Raw genomic sequence first — 16,887 nt, forward strand, 5'->3', positions numbered from 1 at the left:
ATGTATTACAAGCCAATGCCGAGCGTGTTTTGCAGCCCGGTCGTTTCTTACCTGCAACTCCTATTCGTATTTTCATGGATGCACAGGGTAATCCTGTGGATCTGCACTTTGAAGTGGGCCGTCCCGCAGGCAGAAAGCTTTCACAGCAACTCATTAAGGCATTGCAGCAACCACTAACGCTGTACATTGAAAAAGCCACCGCCGCCGCTCAGCATCAGGCTGATGAGATCCTAAGTGACGCCATTGCCACTATGCAGCAAACACTGAATGACGAAGCCCAACGATTGCGGGATTTACAACAGCAAAATCCGGCCATCCGAGACAGCGAAATTGATTTTATCGACAAGCAACGCAGTGGGCTCACCGAGGCCCTGCGCGGGGCATCAGTGCAGCTAGACGGCTTACGTATTGTCGTGAATAACCCGTAATGACTGGCAGCATGAAAAAAAACTTCGTTTACCGGCCTCCCATGGCCCCTTACCTGTCATTGGTGTATTACGACGATGATATTGTTATCGCCAACAAGCAAAGCGGCTTACTAAGTGTAACGGGCATTCAGCCTGCTCATAAAGATGCCTTAATATCTCGCGTTCAGAAGGTACTGCCTTCCGCTACCGTGGTGCATCGCTTGGATATGGCTACCTCAGGCATTATGGTCATGGCGTTGAATAAAGCTGCCCATCGTCATTTGTCCCGTCAGTTTCAGGAACGGCAAACCAAAAAACGCTACTTTGCCAGGGTAGATGGTGTGGTGGAACAAGATTCCGGCAGCATTACACTCCCGTTAATCGTGGATTGGCCGAATCGTCCAAAACAAAAAGTGGACATGGAAAACGGCAAAGCATCACTCACCTACTACCGGGTAATTGAACGCTTTGATGACGAAACCTGGGTAGAACTGTCACCGGTCACCGGGCGCTCTCATCAGTTGCGGGTGCATATGCTATCCCTTGGTCACCCCATTATCGGCGACAGACTGTACGCACCCGATGCCGTTATTGCCCGCGCACCGCGCTTACAACTCCATGCAGAAACACTCGTATTGCAACATCCCACCAGTGGCCAGTGGCGTCAATTTCGTGCCGACATTCCCTTTATGACACATCAGCCCCAGCCGCTTATTTAGCCGGTGTTGTGTACCGTCATTAAGTTATCTTTCTCACGGCCGATATACTTAACTAAGTGTAAACGCCGTGAGATTACTGTGAAACGTCACCTGTGTTTCGTTGTTTTATTGCTGTTTGCTATTCAGGCAAAGGCCAGCTCATTAGTGGAGAATATTCGTCAGCACTATCTCCCTTCAGAGTATGACACCCTACTCGTAGGCGATGAAGATATGCCCGTTTTTGCGGCAGAACCCACAACGCCTTTAAGTCGCGGTGTGGCGCTTATTTTCTTAGATAACGGACATCAGGGGTTAACCCTGCACAATGCCCAAATGCTGGCGATGCAATTAAATCAGCGGGGTTGGCATACCCGTATTTTGCCCTCCGATACCGTGCAATGGAACATAAACCCCCTTGCCCCCTCAGACATGACCGATGCGCTCCATAGCCGGGCATCTAATACCGCATTTAAAGTAGATTTCTCGTCATCGGAATCCAGTCTCTCGTTATGGATTAACGCCGCTTTTGATAGTTCGGCGAACATCCCAGGGTTTCGGCTGGTCATTGCCCAGGGCATGACGGGGGCTCAGCTGGTGTCACTCACAGCCAAAGGCAGCATACCCAATGCAGACAGTTTAGTTTTGCTCGATGCCTTCTGGCCGGACAAGGACATAAACGCACAACTGACCGAGAAGATTGCACAGATTGATATTCCCATCATTGATTTACATACTGCCCATGTCTACCAGGCCATATCTTTGCTGTCATCACGCCAACGAGCGGTAAATAAGACCCTTAAATTATATTACCGCCAAAAAACCCTATCCGGTGTGAACCCCATCACCTTATCCAACAGTACATCGGCGCTGGCGTCCAACTTAGATAAGGAAATTTACGGCTGGACACGATATTTAGGTTGGTAAAACTCATTTTTATGCATTTAAATATATTCGATGTGAAATCAAAGACATAGTTACTTTTAAATACAATTGACAGAAAAAATTTTCCCACTAGCTATACTAGTAATCATTTCAAGATTCTGGCAGCCCTTATTATGCTTATATCCTTTGTCGATACCAAAGCTGCACAGCTGTGTTTTTTCCTGCGCGGTTTTTGGCAGGAAAGTGTACCTTATTCGGAACTGGATATTTTCTTTTGGGACACGTTGGAAGAGTGGAGCCAAATCAATTATACCTTTGACCAGCCCTATACCTCGAAAGAACGGGTTTTCTGGCATGTTTTACATCAGCTGCATTACTGGTCTGAAGGGAAACTTAAACACGACCCATCCCTGATTACAGAATTGACCACTTGTCTGACGTTTCTAGAAGGCGGTGGCGTCTACCCCTCAGATTGTGTTGGCATACGCCCTTAACCCCCTAAGATCACGGCATCATTGCCCGCAAATAAAACTGTGCGTACTACTCATTCTGCAGCTATAGTCTCTGTACGCCGTTTGTCATTTTTCAGATCCTCACTACATGGTGCATGTGAGACTAGGCTATTTGACACGGACGCAAATCAACAAAAGCAATGGAAATTCGTGAATGCCAAACACCAGCCTCAACAGTTTGAAACAAAAAATAAGGCACACCTATAGCATTGCCTTAGTCACATTGACATTGTTACTCACTCTCTTTTATGGCTGGACCCAGCACTATTTAAACGCCACAGTAATCCAACCCCAAATCATTAATATCGCGGGTTACCAGCGCATGCTTTCCCAACGTATTGCGTTTCTTGAAAACCTTCTGGTGCAAGAAAAAAGTATTGCACAGCGCATTGCCCTTGAAAGGGAATTAATTGTACTGGTGCGGGCGTTTACAAAAAATCATGAAGTATTGGTAGGCCGCCAATCACTGGATGGCACCTTCAATCTACTTACCGATGAACTTGAAGCGCTCTACTTTAAAGAGCCTGCTGCCTTAGACAAGCATGTGGCGGAATACACCGAAAGTGCCTTACGTCTTGTTAGCTCACAACCTGAAAACTATGTGGCGATAAAACCCACAACCTTGAATGATGCATCTGCCATGCTCAAGCAACTTAATTTCGCTGTAACGTTATTTGAAGAGCAACTATCACAACAAATCGCGTTAAATCAAAGGTGGCTCTTGGCAATTTGGACACTCACATTGTTGCTTTCCCTCACCATTGTTTACTACTTATTTAAACCCATACGCGCTCTGGTACTCGATCAATTCAATCTGGTTCAAGATGCCCGCAAAGATGCCCAACATGAACGGGAACAAGCCCATCTATTAATGGCGACAAAAGAAGAGTTTCTCGCCAGTATGAGCTACGAATTCCGTTCGCCCATCGCCTCTATCATAGGCGCGCTAGAACTGCTTCCCAATATGAAAAACCAGCAAGAGCCACTCATCCAACGGGCGGAAGAATCCTGTTATCGGTTGCTTATGCTGTCCAGCAACCTTGTGGATAGCATGCAAAGCAAACAAATTGATGAGGCCTTAGAACCGGAAGACTTTGATCTTATCCGACTACTTGATGATGGCTTAAGCCATTTTTTCTTTAATTGTCACCAAAAAAAACTAAATTATCAGGTCGTCAATGAAACCGTGCTACCGCATCATGTCAAAGGCACGCCTACGCCTATTATCAAGGCGTTGAAAAACGTCCTCGACAATGCCGTTAAATTTACCCATGAAGGCGTCATATCCATACACAATGCCGTAACGATGGAAAAAGGAAAACTGCTACTGACAATTCGGGTGGTGGACACAGGTATTGGCATTAGCCCTCAAGATTGTGAGCTCATTTTCGAACGATTTTATAAAGCGCACCACAACCCGCGGCAATACACGGGGGCCGGAGTGGGACTGTATGCCGCCCGCCGTCAACTCAGAGAGATAGGTGGTGACATTACGGTTACCAGTGTGCTTAGCAGTGGCTCGGAATTTGTACTTAGCGTACCACTGATGGCTTCAGAGCTAGAAAATACACGTCCTGAAGTGAATCCGGCGATCCGTTTCGCCGTGGTGGAAGATCAGGAAATTACCCGTATTCATTTATCCTATCTCATCGAACATGAAGGTTTTCATGTCGATACCTACAAATCTGGCACCGAACTACTGGCAAATCAGGAGAAAATAAAAGACTACAATGGCATTATCACCGACTATTACATGCCCGGACTTAATGGTGCCGAATTAGTGAGCTATTTACATGCAATGCTCGCAGAGCATGTTCCACCTATCATATTGGTGTCGGCAGCGCCCCAAATTGCCAATCTTATTAGCAGTGAAAATATTCCCGCTTGGCAAATTTTTGTCAAACCTTTAGATAAAAACCGTTTTATTGATGCCATCCATCACTTGACTGTGACGAAGAAAGAACCGGTAAGTGAACAAAAAGAGTTTTCCGTATTGATCATTGAAGATGAGCCCATTAACGCAGAAATTATGCAGGATATGGTGGAAAACTTAGGCTATGAAGCCACGGTGGTTCCTGACGGAGAAACCGCACTGTTAAAGGTAAATACCACCGACTACGACGTTATACTACTTGATTTGCATTTACCGGATATGTCTGGCTTTGAAGTGGCCACCATCCTCAAAGAACAAAAGTGTCAAGCCCACATCATAGCCGTCACCGCCAGTGCGTATGAAAGCGACAAAAAACGTTCGTTTGATATTGGTATTCGGTACCACCTTGTTAAACCAGTGGCCTATCAAGAGTTAAAAAACACGCTAAAATTACTCCAGACGTTGCCCGATTAAGCCGTCTCGGGCTCAAAGGTGGTGACCCGATTGCGGCCGCTCTTCTTCGATAAGTACAAGGCTTTATCAGCATAGTCCAGCCAGGCTATTGATGACGCGATTTCCGGTGTATATTCACACACACCAATACTTACTGTAAATTTGATTTGATGGCCTTCATGTTCAACACTCATGGCCTCGGCAAGACGCCGAATTCGTTCGCCCACCTTTTGCGCATTGTCCACATCGGAGTCTTCCAGGACAATGGAAAATTCCTCGCCCCCATAGCGCCCTGCTAAATCGGTTTCCCGGATGCTTTTTTGTATGACTCTGGCCAGTACGCGAATCACTTCATCACCAGCTTGGTGGCCATAGGTATCATTCACTTTCTTAAAATGATCGATATCTAACATCATGACAGACTTGCGCCCCTGTTTGCGGCACGCCAGTTTGTATTCACGATCAAATTGTTCCTGCCAGTATCGACGATTATATAAACCCGTTAACCCATCGATACGACTCATGTGTTTCAGTTCGTCATTGAGTCGCTCTATCCGCAGTTTACGCAGGGCTTCATCGGTAACATCGTACACCAGTAAACATAAGCGCTGTATTGTACCGTCGGGAGACAACAGGGGAAACATGGTCACATTTTGAAACATGTGTGAAGCGTCCGAAGTAATAGGACGTGAAGAGGCAAATTTAAACAAATAAGGCCGTTGTTCCCAAATAATAAAAACTGGGGTATTTAAGTTAAATACAGGTTCTGCCTTACTTTTCAGCCACTGTTCTTCTATTTCAGGAAATAGGGAGAATAAAGACTTCCCTATCACTTCACTGGGCAATTTGTCAGCATGATTTTCCATAAACTGGTTCCATACTTCAATACGAAATTCCCTGTCGAGCACCACAATACCCACTTCAATGGAGCTCAGTAAATCGTTTTGCCAGTGCATTCGCCCTATTTCATCATTACTCACGCCACATTATCCTCATCCACTAAACGGGAATATATTTTTTTCATTGCGTGTTCAGGAAACAAAAGCAATAAATCAAAAGAGATATCACGCTCCTTGACAGCGTAGCCAATTTCCACAGCCATGATTTTTCCCCAGCGCATACCATTGCTACTGAGCATAGTGCCTAAGCCACTGTGTTGCCCTAATAAAATGGGGTGGCTATGACTAAAATTCACATTCAGTTGGGCCGATAAGGCATTTAAACAAGCACCAATGAGAATGTTAGACACATCCATCAAAGCTTCTAACTGATATTGTTCACTGTCTGAAGAGGTACCGTAATTCAACAGCTTGATAACATTATCAAACTTCATATCGTTAAAAATAACCAGGGCTTCACCATGAATACCGGCACTGGTAAACCCTTTAGATACTGCAGATACCCGTTCATTTTTATTGATTTCGGCAATTGCCATGTGAATTTCGGTGGTTTCGATAACGTTTACATTGGGGATAGGTAAATCGATAAACGCCCCCAACAGACGTGCCAAGCTTTCACCGGCGCGCCCCATGGCAACATTCACCAATTCACGGTAAGCGTCTAAGCGATCATCGGTTTGCTCGCCGCCATCTTGGAGAGTATCAACAACCCGCTTGCTCGCCGTCGCCTCGCCGCGATAAATACCATATTGATTGAGCAACTCCGACAAGGAGATGTTGTCTACCGGTTTACGAATAAAATCCAGCGCCCCTAAGGACAACATCCGACTACGGGCTTCAGGCTGTACATCACCGGAGACAACAATAACCAAGCAAGGCAAATCCTGTTCTCGAATAGCCTCCATGGTTTGATAACCATCCATCACCGGCATATTCAGATCCAGAAACATGACGTCACCCTTTCCGGCCCGAATGGCGTCTAACGCTTCCTGACCATTCCCTGCATAAGACAGGGTAACATCCCAACCATCCGGTATTGATCGTGCCATTTGTTTTCTGGCAAAAGACGAATCGTCACAAATAAGTACCGGCGTTGTCATCTTGATTTATTCCCTAATTAGATTGCCACAGGTGCCTTAATATGAGGATGACACTGATAACCGCTAAGTTCAAAGTCTGCAAACGAAAAAGCCAATAAATCTTTAATATCGGGGTTTATATTCATGGTAGGGCGAGGAAATGGTTGCCGAGAAAGTTGTAATTCGGCTTGTTCCAAATGATTGGTATATAAATGGGCATCGCCAAGAGTATGGATAAACTCGCCGGGCTCCAGGTTGCACACCTGCGCCATCATGAGTGTTAAAAGTGCATAACTGGCAATATTGAATGGCACGCCCAAAAAAATATCGCCACTGCGCTGATACAACTGACACGACAGTTTATTGTTAAGCACATAAAACTGGAACATGGTATGACAGGGCGGCAAAGCCTGTTTGCCCGCCGCGGCATTTTCTCTAGGACTTAAGGACGCATCGGGCAATACCGCGGGATTCCACGCACTGACAATAAGACGACGGGAATCGGGATTGTTCTTTATCTGTTCAACCACTTGTTGGATCTGATCAATGGTGGTGCCATCACCGGCATCCCAACTGCGCCACTGCTTACCATAGACCGGGCCAAGCTCTCCTTCTTCGGTTGCCCATTCATCCCAAATAGACACGCCCTTGTCCTTCAGGTACCGAATATTGGTCTCCCCTTTGAGAAACCACAGCAGTTCATGAATAATGGACTTTAAATGACACTTTTTCGTGGTCACAAGGGGAAAGCCTTCGGCCAAATCAAAGCGCATTTGATAGCCAAAGACACTCAATGTACCTGTGCCTGTGCGGTCATCCTTGCGTACACCCTGCTCTTTGACATGTTGCATTAACTGTAAATATTCTTTCATGATTTATTTCTTTTGGTCGTTCTTATTTTTTGCCGAAGAATGATGTTTATAAGCCCAAATCATAAGACCGGCACCTGCCAGTACCATAGGTATACATAAAAGCTGGCCCTGACTTAGTCCCATGGGATACAGGCCAATTTGCCTATCGGGCTCACGGAAATATTCCACCGTAAACCTAAAGCAACCGTAGCCGAGTAAAAACAGTCCACCCACCGCGCCAACAGGACGAGGACGTGCAGAGTACAACCACAAAATAGCAAAGAGTAACACGCCTTCCAAGGTAAACTCGTACAATTGAGAAGGGTGGCGAGGCTCACTGCCCGCGTTGGGGAAAATAATCGCCCATGGTACATCGGTGGTTCTGCCCCACAGCTCAGCATTGAGAAAGTTACCAATACGCCCTGCACCTAAACCAATAGGCACCAGGGGGGCAACAAAATCACCGATCTGCAAAAAGGTGGTCTGCATTCTTTTGGCTTGCCAAATCAACGCCACAATGACGCCTAATAATCCGCCGTGGAAAGACATGCCGCCAGTCCAGATACGGAATAAATACAAAGGATCGTCCAAGAACATACCGAACTGATAGAACAAGACATAACCAATACGTCCGCCTAAAATGACCCCCACAAAGCTCCAAAATAATAAGTCACTGAGCTGTTCTCGTGTCCAGTTGGTTTGTGATAGACGTTTCTGTGCCAGCATGTAAGCGGCAATGAATCCCACCAGATACATCATGCCGTACCATCGTACACTTAACGGCCCGACACTAAAGATGACGGGATCTATATTTGGAAAAACCAGGAAACTGCTTTCTGCCATGATTTATTCAATTCCTACTATCATTCGTATACTGACCAGCACTAACAGGCCGGCCAATAATTTTTTTAATATATCGGTATTCATTTTCTGTCCTAGTTTCGCCCCTAGGTTCGCAGTAAACACCGATGTAGTTACAATACCAAGTGTGGCCGGATAATAAACATAACCGATGGAATTATCTGGCAACCCCGTTGCGGAAAAACCTGCACTAATAAAACTAGCCGTACCAAATAAGGCCACAACCAGCCCACTAAATGCGGCACAGCCGATAGCCTGACGAACATTCACCTGAAACCAGATTAACGCCGGCACCAACAATGCACCACCGCCTATGCCCATCAACGCGCTGATGAACCCGGTACCGCCTCCCACAGACAGCAAAATGGGTTTATTAGCCTTATGGCCTGACGGACGGCTTTTCTGAAACACCATTTGTGTTGCCACCAGGATCACCAAAACGGCAAAAATGTTTTTTAAGGTATGCCCAGAAATGGCGCTGGCCGTATACGCACCGGCAACAGACCCCGCCGCAATACCTAATCCACTCCATGTAACAACGAATCGGCTTAAATTGCCCAAACGATGATGCGCCAAAGCAGAAGAAAAACCGGTAAAGATAATGGTAGATAACGACGTTGCTACGGCCATGGGCATAACGGTATCGGTATTCATACCGAGAAAATGAACCATTAAATAGGACAAAGCCGGAACGATAATCAGTCCACCACCTATACCTAGCATACCGGCCAATAGCCCAACCACTAAGCCGATACCCAGACACCATAAAAAAATCAGAGAATATGGTTCCATGTATTCTATCTCTCGAAAATGAGGACGTAGCCTACCACAGAATGAACAGGCATAAAGAGCCGAGGCAGGGATAACCGACAAATCGAAGAAGCCGTGCAACGAATGACGAAAGAGACTAGGAGCCGGCGCGCACCAGCCCACCTAGTCCGCGATGTTCCAAATAATGATTGATATGATTAAAGACTTCCTCATGACTTGACGCCGTGAGTGTTTTTGCCAGCAATGTTTTCGATTCATCCAGACTGACATTACGTATTACCCAGTTTATTTTACGTAAATTGTGGGCATTCATACTCAGCTTTCGATATCCCATGCCCATTAGCAAAACAGCACCACCGGGTTCACCGGCAATTTCGCCACATACGGTAACGGGGATCTGGTTCGCATTTGACTGGCGCACAATATCATATAAGGCACTGAGTACCGCAGGATGATAACTGTTATATAAACTGGCCACCCGGGCGTTGTTTCGATCCACCGCCAGCAGATACTGGGTTAAATCGTTGCTGCCTACAGAGAAAAAATCCACCAGCTTCGCCAGTTGGGGTAACTGATAAAGTACCGAGGGTACTTCCAACATGATCCCCAGTTTGGGTTTTTGCAAAATCACGTCAGAATCCGCAATTTCATCACTGATTTCAAGGTATGCCTGTTCCAATAGACGCACTGCATCTTCCACTTCACCCACAGATGAAATCATCGGCAGCATAATTTTCAGGTTCGTTAAACCAATACTGGCTCGCAACATGGCCCGGATTTGAACAAGAAAAATATCAGGGTGATCTAAAGTCAAACGTATACCACGCCACCCGAGAAAAGGATTTTCTTCGTTAATTGGAAAATACGGTAGTGGTTTATCCCCGCCCACATCTAACGTTCGCATGGTAATGCTTTGTTCCGGCGAGGCCATCAGGATTTCTCGGTATAATTCCACCTGCTCTTGTTCCGACGGAAACCGTTCCCGTAACATAAAGGGAATTTCTGTTCGATAAAGACCAATCCCCTGAGCATTGGCATATTGGGTCGTTTCAATATCCGCCGACAGGCCGGCATTTACATATAAGGAAATCCCACACCCATCTTGAGTTTCACAGGCCAGACTCGCTTCTGCGTCAATGCGCTCGGCCAGGGTTTCTTCTTCTTCAATAAGCTGAATGAACTCAGCACGAATAGAGCTATCAGGGGAAATAATCACTTCGCCGGAATAACCATCAAGCAAAAGCTCTTTTCCATCCACCAGTGCCGGAGAGATATTCTGACACCCCATGACCGCCGGTATCCCCATGGCTCTGGCTAAAATGGCCGCATGGGAGTTATTCGACCCACGAATAGAAATAATCCCCATCAAATATTCCCGGGGAAACTCCGCTAACATGGAGGCGCTGACTTCTTCGGCCACTAAAATACTGGGTTGTTTAACTTCTTTGGCAGCGGGAACCTTGCCGTCTTCATCAGACAGTATATTTATCAGGATACGGTTTGAGAGATCCACAATATCAATGGCCCGCTCCTGCATATAAGGATCTTCCATATTTTGGAAACGGGTGGCGTAATCTTCCACCACCATTTTTAATGAGGAACCGGCATCCCAACCTTCACGAATTTTTGCTTCCACCTCTCGCCCTAAACTATTGGCATCGAGCAATTGGTGATAAAGCTGAAAAATGGATTTCACATCATCGGGAATGGCGCTATCTAAACGGCTTGATAAATGATCCACATGCTTACGGGTAAGCTCCACACCACGTCGATAACGATGGATTTCCATATCTTTATCGACACATCGCTTGGCAACGTAATTTCGTAATGAAATGGAGCTGTCTGTGGAACAGCCAATTCCCACTGCGAGCCCTTGAGATCCCGCGATGCCTCTGACATTTTTTTGTGGCGGCAACACCCCAACCGCAGATTCGTGACTTAACGCCCCCCGGATATCCGCATTAGTGATTTCCGAGGCGAGTTGCGCAGCCAGCGTGACCAAAAACGCTTCTTCATTTTCGCTGAATCTGCGCATCGCCCGTTGCTGCATGGTGATCACACCAAGCACGCGACGTTGATGAATGATAGGTGTGCCTAAAAAGGCGTTGTAGTTTTCTTCTTTCACTTCAGGATAGTGTTTGAATCGGGGGTGATGGTGGGCATTGACTATGTTTAATGGTTCTTCCCGTTGCCCCACAAGGCCAATGAGGCCTTCAGAAAAACCAATACGGACCAGTTCCACCGCATCGGGATGTAACCCGTCGGTGGCTTTGAGAACAAAGACTTGATTGTCCTCATCAGCAAGATAAATAGAACAAGAATCCACGCGCATGGTTTGCTTGACCCTGGAGGCAAGCCGAAAAAGAGCTTGATCCAATTCAGGAATTTGGATCATCTCTTGAACGATACGTTTTAATGTGGTGAGAATATTCCCAATCTCGGCCACCTGGATGCTCTCCTATTTATCCATTTCGACGGCGTTTACGATAACGCTTGTTGGACGACGTATTGTGCACACGTTGACCCACCGGCATGGCGACGCCAGCAAACTCTTTCATCACCTTACGGTAAACATCACGTTTAAAAGACACGACGTTACGAATGGGATACCAATAGCTCACCCACCGCCAGTCATCAAACTCCGGATGTCCGCTTTTTAACACATCCACGTCTTTATCCTGGCAATCCAGCTGGAGTAAAAACCATTTTTGCTTCTGACCTATGCACACGGGTGAACTACCCTGACGTATAAGTCGCTTAGGTAATTTATATCGCATCCAGTTGCGGGTAACACCGAGAATGGTGACATCCTTTCGTGTTAACCCTACTTCTTCGTGTAACTCCCTGTACATAGCTTCTTCTGCAGTTTCCCCTTCATCAATTCCGCCTTGTGGAAACTGCCATGAATGTTGGCCATAACGTCTTGCCCAAAATACTTGACCCATTTTGTTGCAAATCACTATGCCCACATTCGCACGGAATCCGTCGGCATCTATCACATAGACTCCCGGGCACGATAAACTTTTCTATTGATGCATTCTTCCATAAACTATATCCCTTTCAAAGCATTAATACGAATTCAACGCATATTGTATGGAGATCATCTTGCAACCACCCCAAACGGCTCCGAAAAATCAGGCTGAATTATTAGCCCGTAGTCAACGCATTGCCGGTCTGAGTTTGGGTGATTTGGCCCAGATGGCGCAGCTTGCCATTCCGGCGAATCTCCAGCGCCACAAGGGCTGGCCCGGTATGCTCATTGAAAAATGGCTCGGCGCCACCGCAGGCTCCAAACCCCAACAGGATTTTCCAGAACTGGGGATTGAGCTAAAAACCATCCCTATTAACGGGTTTTACCGACCACTGGAAACGACCTATGTGTGTTATGCACCGCTCACCAATCAATCCGGTGTTACCTGGCAAACATCCAATGTGAAAAATAAATTACAGCGCGTATTGTGGGTACCGGTGGAAGGGGATCGGGAAATTCCGCTAGCAGAACGCCGTGTGGCAACGGCCTTTTTCTGGCAACCCAACAACGAAGAAGACGCCGTGTTACAAGGTGATTGGGAAGAATTGACAGAAATGATCGCTCTAGGAAAGGTAGCGCAAATCACCGCACGTTTAGGCCAAGCCCTGCACATTCGGCCTAAAGCCGCCAGTGGGCAGATCCTAACCGATGCCATCGGTGATGATGGTGAAAAGATCCGCACGCGCCCCCGGGGCTTTTACCTGCGTAAAAGCTTTACCGAACAAATCCTCCATCGACAATTTAACTAATCATCTACTCTCGCCATGATGTATTGACTTGCGTCAAGAGCCGTTCAGCGCCCTTTGGTTATACTCGGTGTAAAATTCGCCTACAAATAGGTTGTCCCAATGGCATTACTTATTACCGATGAATGTATTAATTGCGATATGTGTGTTGCGGAATGCCCCAACGAGGCCATTTCCCAAGGGAAAGAGATTTATCAGATAAATCATAAACGCTGCACCGAGTGTGTTGGCCATTATGATGAACCAAGCTGTGTACAGGTCTGTCCGGTGGATTGTATCTCACCAGATCCAGCTCACCGTGAAAGCCTTGCTGAACTGGCTGATAAGTACGCGCAAATGCACTACTGATGTAAACGAAAACTACCGCGTCTTGCTAAAATAGCGCGATAAGACATCGTCTAAGAACTTGTCCGACTGCACGCCAAAGCGCTTCGCCTCATGCGCAAGATGTTCGTTATTGGGCAACAGCACTGTTTGCGCATATTCCAACCGATACTGATGAACAAAACGGCGAAAATCCCGTTTTTCCAGCAAGCGCAAGGCAATGATTAACGTGGTTGGTTCCACCTTACACTCTTTCGCAAACGCTTTAAGGGTCAGTCGTGGCGTTTTAAATGCTTCTGAATCTACCATAGACGCTTCAGCCCGCGTTAGCGCCTCTCGCATGACGCAGTGTTCCGCGTTTAGCTCGTCAAGACGGTAATAATCTAACGGCGAAGGTGAAGTATGTTGGGGTCGGATCAGCGCCAATAACACCAACAACATGGCAATGGCCAATAAAAGATTGATCAACGACTGCCAAAAATCCACGTTAAAAAAGCCAAATGTGGCTGCGGTCACCAACAAGATGCAACAAAATGCACAGCCCACACAAATTCCCGAGGCACCTCCTACCCAACGCACTTTAAAGTGCGCAAGCTCGGCAACCTGAGAAGATAAGTGACGATGATAGTTTTGCACCATTTCAGATATCAATATGCCTAAAATCAGCACACTGAACCCGGATAACATGTAGGTAAGATAGACGGGGCCATGAGTCAATGGTTGGCCAACAGGAGAAGCCGTGATCCAAAAAATGCGTTCAGAAACCGGCTCAAAGGCGACAGCAAGCTGTCCTATCAAGGTCAGGCCCAGCGGTAACCATAACATGGGTTTAGAAGGTGGCGGGTTATCAATCACCAGTGATTTCACCGCACGGTACAAACAGCTTATGATTAACACCGGCACAAAGGCCGTTAGCCCCATAAGACTTGAGGTTTCGCCAGACATGCGAATAAATTCATCGGTTAGAATGAAAGGCCAACACAACAACGCAGCGAGAACCCAGTTTGCAGCGATAATATGCGGTCGCTCACGAAAAAACTGGATAACCAAAACACCATAACAAAGACACAGAATACCCAGCGCATAATGATGCAACATACGTGTACCTACCTTATCCTTCTTGTCGATAGTAGTGTGACATTACCAGTACACATCGCCCTGCATACCGGCATTACGAGTAAGTTCCATTACTCGCATTAACCGTGATATTTTTTCATCTATCCAGGCAAAAATATCACTAATATCGTCAAGTTCAGCTTCTTGCGCGACACCCCGTAGCATCATAAGTGCTTTTAATTCTTCGATGCCGGTTAAAAGATCTAACCACGGTGCTCTAAAATGGAGACGCTCATCATCAAACAACTTTGCCAATAAGAAACCATTCCACAAGGTTTGACGCAATAAGACTTCAATCGCAATGTAATTTTCAGGTGCCATCCCACGGGCGGACGGCATAGTCTGTTGAACCGTTTGCCACCCTTGGGACAGCCAGCCTTTAGCATGCTCCATCACAGGAATATCATAAGCCTTAGAGTGTTCCCGCCAAGGCTTTGTGGTCACTACCTCGGTTAACAGGATCTTCAGCTTGTTGGTTTGTGCACTACAGAGCAGGTCATCGGGAGCATGGGCATGAATAAGCCCGGCTTTTCGCCCCTGAAGATAACTGGCTAACGCAGGGTAACGGCTTAAGCATTTATAAAATACGCTCTTTTTCGATAACAGGTAACGTAAACATTGTAAGTCGTCCTGCCACAGCCAACGCTGCATATATTGCATCAACACCTGATGCACCTTGAGCATTTGCGGACACTGTAACACCGGCAGATACAAAGAAACCGTTTGCATCAACAGACGGGCACTGTTTACGATTTCTGGCAACACCTTGATAGAGCCGGTTTCATAAAACTGGTGCTCATGCTTTTGCCAGTGGCTAAGGGCATATTGTACCGCACTGCAAAAGGCCTGTTCCGTGGTCATGTCTTCGGTTAATGGAAGATACGCCTCCATGGGAACAACCACGGGCGATAAACCATTTATCAGTTGGTAGCCTTGGGCCGCCTTTGATACATCGCTCAAGCGCACCGTCATATGTTCGATAAGCACGTTGGCAATGGCAAACAGTTCGGTGATATCGCCCTGCTTTAACTCCAGTTCAATTTCCCGAATGGGTGAGCTGTTTTTCCCCGTGGTGGCCTCGCCTTCATCAAGCACCACTTCCACCTGTGCTTCGCCTCGTGTCACATTGAATGCCACGCGGGAGAAATGGGTACTAAACTGACGCTGCAATGCCGTATTAACTTGCTCTACCTGCCAGTTATCCGGCCAGATATCCGAGGGAAACAAACGTAAATCCGGTTCTGCACTTTGTAGATCCACATTGTATTCTGCGCGCTGATGTAAACCGCCACTGACTTTACCGCGGGTTTTTACCGTCTGTTCGTATTGTTCATTACATCCTCGAACCCGAAACCCCATTTTGCGTTGTTGGAAATGGTGTTCTGGTGTATCAAAGTAGTCGTTCTGTAACCTGATTTCAGGTTCGCTTTGCACAGTAAAACCCACACTTTCCAGTGCGGGCACCACGTTTTCCAAAAAAGGCGAAAGCGTGCTTTCCCGTGAAACAAATTTTATTTCAATTTCCGACATGATGCGAAAAGGGCGGTGGGCTAATATGGCTAACACCATACCTTTGTCTTTGTTTTTTCGCAATGTTAGTTCGTTTTTGAAAAATGAAATTTCCTCTTTAGGATGAACGGAACGGAAAGTTATCTGTCCTAACCTTGGTTGTAAGCTTGCCTTTCGGAGTTACAGCCAATACCATCACAGAGTTTTTCAATATAACGACGGACGCATTATGTTACGAAAGTGGCTTACGATCACCATGATCGGTCTCTCTTTTCAAGTTTTCGGGCAACAGGAGCCCATCGATGAGTCTCTGCAAATGGAGGCATCTTCTTCACATTACATTCGTGATGATCTGTTTGTCTTTCTCCATACGGGGCCAAGCAGAAATTATCGTATTCTCGGTTCTATTGAAGCGGGAACACCAATAACGGTGTTAGACAGAAACAGCGAGACTGAATTTACACAGGTTAAAGACAATCAGGACAGAACCGGCTGGGTCGAGTCTAAATTTGTCAGCAACACCATGTCTCGGGCAGAGCAACTGCCTATTTTGACCAAGCGCTTGGCAGACAATCAAGCCAGCCTGCAAGGACTGAAATCTGAAAACAGCCGCCTTAAACAGCAGTTGAACACAGCACAGCAGGATGTCACTCGCCTGTCAAAGGAAACCGACAGCCAAACTCGGCAGATACAAAAGCTGACCTTGCAACTTGAAGCTCAAAGCAAGGACGAAATGATCAAGTGGTTTACCTGGGGCGGCATTGTCGCAGGAAGCGGGGTTTTACTTGGTGTGATTTTGACTTTCTTACCGAGAAAACGTCGTCGTTCCAGTGAATGGGTATAGTAAAAACAAAAAAGCGTGTCTAAAGACACGC

Annotated in this window: 16 protein-coding genes and 1 pseudogene; 8 read left to right on the forward strand and 9 right to left on the reverse strand. The window is 46.5% G+C overall.

The window, feature by feature from the left end; genetic code table 11:
• The 5 genes and pseudogenes from V5298_RS08585 to V5298_RS08605 form a co-directional block, all read left to right on the forward strand.
• Window positions 1-428, forward strand: a pseudogene (locus V5298_RS08585) (RNA polymerase-associated protein RapA); the annotation flags it as partial.
• 11 nt (window positions 429-439) lie between these two features.
• Complete coding sequence (locus V5298_RS08590; protein ID WP_332931049.1) at window positions 440-1,126, forward strand: pseudouridine synthase; 687 nt, start codon at window positions 440-442, stop codon at window positions 1,124-1,126.
• A gap of 78 nt (window positions 1,127-1,204) precedes the next feature.
• Entirely contained in the window at window positions 1,205-2,029 is an 825-nt protein-coding gene (locus V5298_RS08595) for a DUF3530 family protein (protein ID WP_332931050.1), read from the forward strand.
• A gap of 131 nt (window positions 2,030-2,160) precedes the next feature.
• On the forward strand, window positions 2,161-2,481 hold the full coding sequence (locus V5298_RS08600; protein ID WP_416351162.1) for a hypothetical protein: 321 nt from the start codon (window positions 2,161-2,163) through the stop codon (window positions 2,479-2,481).
• A 172-nt stretch (window positions 2,482-2,653) separates the two neighbouring features.
• Window positions 2,654-4,846, forward strand: coding sequence for a response regulator (locus tag V5298_RS08605; RefSeq protein WP_332931051.1), 2,193 nt, complete (start codon window positions 2,654-2,656; stop codon window positions 4,844-4,846).
• Here the strand turns inward: V5298_RS08605 and V5298_RS08610 are convergent.
• The 7 genes from V5298_RS08610 to rppH all read right to left on the reverse strand — a co-directional run bounded on the left by V5298_RS08610 (window position 4,843) and on the right by rppH (window position 12,285).
• Entirely contained in the window at window positions 4,843-5,781 is a 939-nt protein-coding gene (locus tag V5298_RS08610) for a diguanylate cyclase (RefSeq protein ID WP_332931087.1), read from the reverse strand. The two genes, V5298_RS08605 and V5298_RS08610, sit on opposite strands and share 4 nt — an antisense overlap.
• A gap of 20 nt (window positions 5,782-5,801) precedes the next feature.
• Complete coding sequence (locus V5298_RS08615; RefSeq protein WP_332931052.1) at window positions 5,802-6,824, reverse strand: response regulator; 1,023 nt, start codon at window positions 6,822-6,824, stop codon at window positions 5,802-5,804.
• A gap of 17 nt (window positions 6,825-6,841) precedes the next feature.
• Window positions 6,842-7,675: a thymidylate synthase gene (locus V5298_RS08620; protein ID WP_332931053.1), complete on the reverse strand. Its 834-nt coding sequence runs from the start codon at window positions 7,673-7,675 to the stop codon at window positions 6,842-6,844.
• 3 nt (window positions 7,676-7,678) lie between these two features.
• Window positions 7,679-8,497 carry a prolipoprotein diacylglyceryl transferase gene (gene lgt, locus V5298_RS08625; protein ID WP_332931054.1) on the reverse strand — a complete coding sequence of 273 codons (819 nt, stop codon included), beginning with the start codon at window positions 8,495-8,497 and terminating at the stop codon, window positions 7,679-7,681.
• Between the two features lie 3 nt (window positions 8,498-8,500).
• Complete coding sequence (locus V5298_RS08630) at window positions 8,501-9,307, reverse strand: sulfite exporter TauE/SafE family protein (RefSeq protein WP_332931055.1); 807 nt, start codon at window positions 9,305-9,307, stop codon at window positions 8,501-8,503.
• Window positions 9,308-9,422: 115 nt separating this feature from the next.
• Window positions 9,423-11,714: a phosphoenolpyruvate--protein phosphotransferase gene (ptsP, locus tag V5298_RS08635; RefSeq protein WP_332931088.1), complete on the reverse strand. Its 2,292-nt coding sequence runs from the start codon at window positions 11,712-11,714 to the stop codon at window positions 9,423-9,425.
• 34 nt (window positions 11,715-11,748) lie between these two features.
• Window positions 11,749-12,285 (reverse strand): RNA pyrophosphohydrolase, encoded by a 537-nt coding sequence (rppH, locus tag V5298_RS08640; RefSeq protein ID WP_332931056.1) that lies wholly within the window; start codon window positions 12,283-12,285, stop codon window positions 11,749-11,751.
• A gap of 106 nt (window positions 12,286-12,391) precedes the next feature.
• Here rppH and mutH point away from each other — a divergent pair, with 106 nt between their 5' ends.
• Window positions 12,392-13,066, forward strand: a complete 675-nt coding sequence (mutH, locus tag V5298_RS08645; RefSeq protein ID WP_332931057.1) for a DNA mismatch repair endonuclease MutH — start codon at window positions 12,392-12,394, stop codon at window positions 13,064-13,066.
• A 99-nt stretch (window positions 13,067-13,165) separates the two neighbouring features.
• Window positions 13,166-13,411: a YfhL family 4Fe-4S dicluster ferredoxin gene (locus tag V5298_RS08650; protein ID WP_332931058.1), complete on the forward strand. Its 246-nt coding sequence runs from the start codon at window positions 13,166-13,168 to the stop codon at window positions 13,409-13,411.
• 12 nt (window positions 13,412-13,423) lie between these two features.
• On the opposite strand, the gene V5298_RS08655 is transcribed toward V5298_RS08650, so the two are convergent.
• Window positions 13,424-14,485, reverse strand: a complete 1,062-nt coding sequence (locus V5298_RS08655; RefSeq protein ID WP_332931059.1) for a DNA mismatch repair protein — start codon at window positions 14,483-14,485, stop codon at window positions 13,424-13,426.
• 42 nt (window positions 14,486-14,527) lie between these two features.
• The gene (locus V5298_RS08660) at window positions 14,528-16,096 is read right to left on the reverse strand and encodes a CYTH domain-containing protein (RefSeq protein ID WP_332931060.1); all 1,569 of its coding nucleotides are present in this window, start codon (window positions 16,094-16,096) and stop codon (window positions 14,528-14,530) included.
• 145 nt (window positions 16,097-16,241) lie between these two features.
• On the opposite strand from V5298_RS08660, the gene V5298_RS08665 reads away from it, so the two are divergent.
• Complete coding sequence (locus V5298_RS08665) at window positions 16,242-16,856, forward strand: TIGR04211 family SH3 domain-containing protein (protein ID WP_332931061.1); 615 nt, start codon at window positions 16,242-16,244, stop codon at window positions 16,854-16,856.
• The last annotated feature ends 31 nt before the right edge of the window (window positions 16,857-16,887 follow it).

Source organism: Alteromonas sp. 14N.309.X.WAT.G.H12, from assembly GCF_036697315.1.
Lineage (GTDB): Bacteria > Pseudomonadota > Gammaproteobacteria > Enterobacterales > Alteromonadaceae > Alteromonas.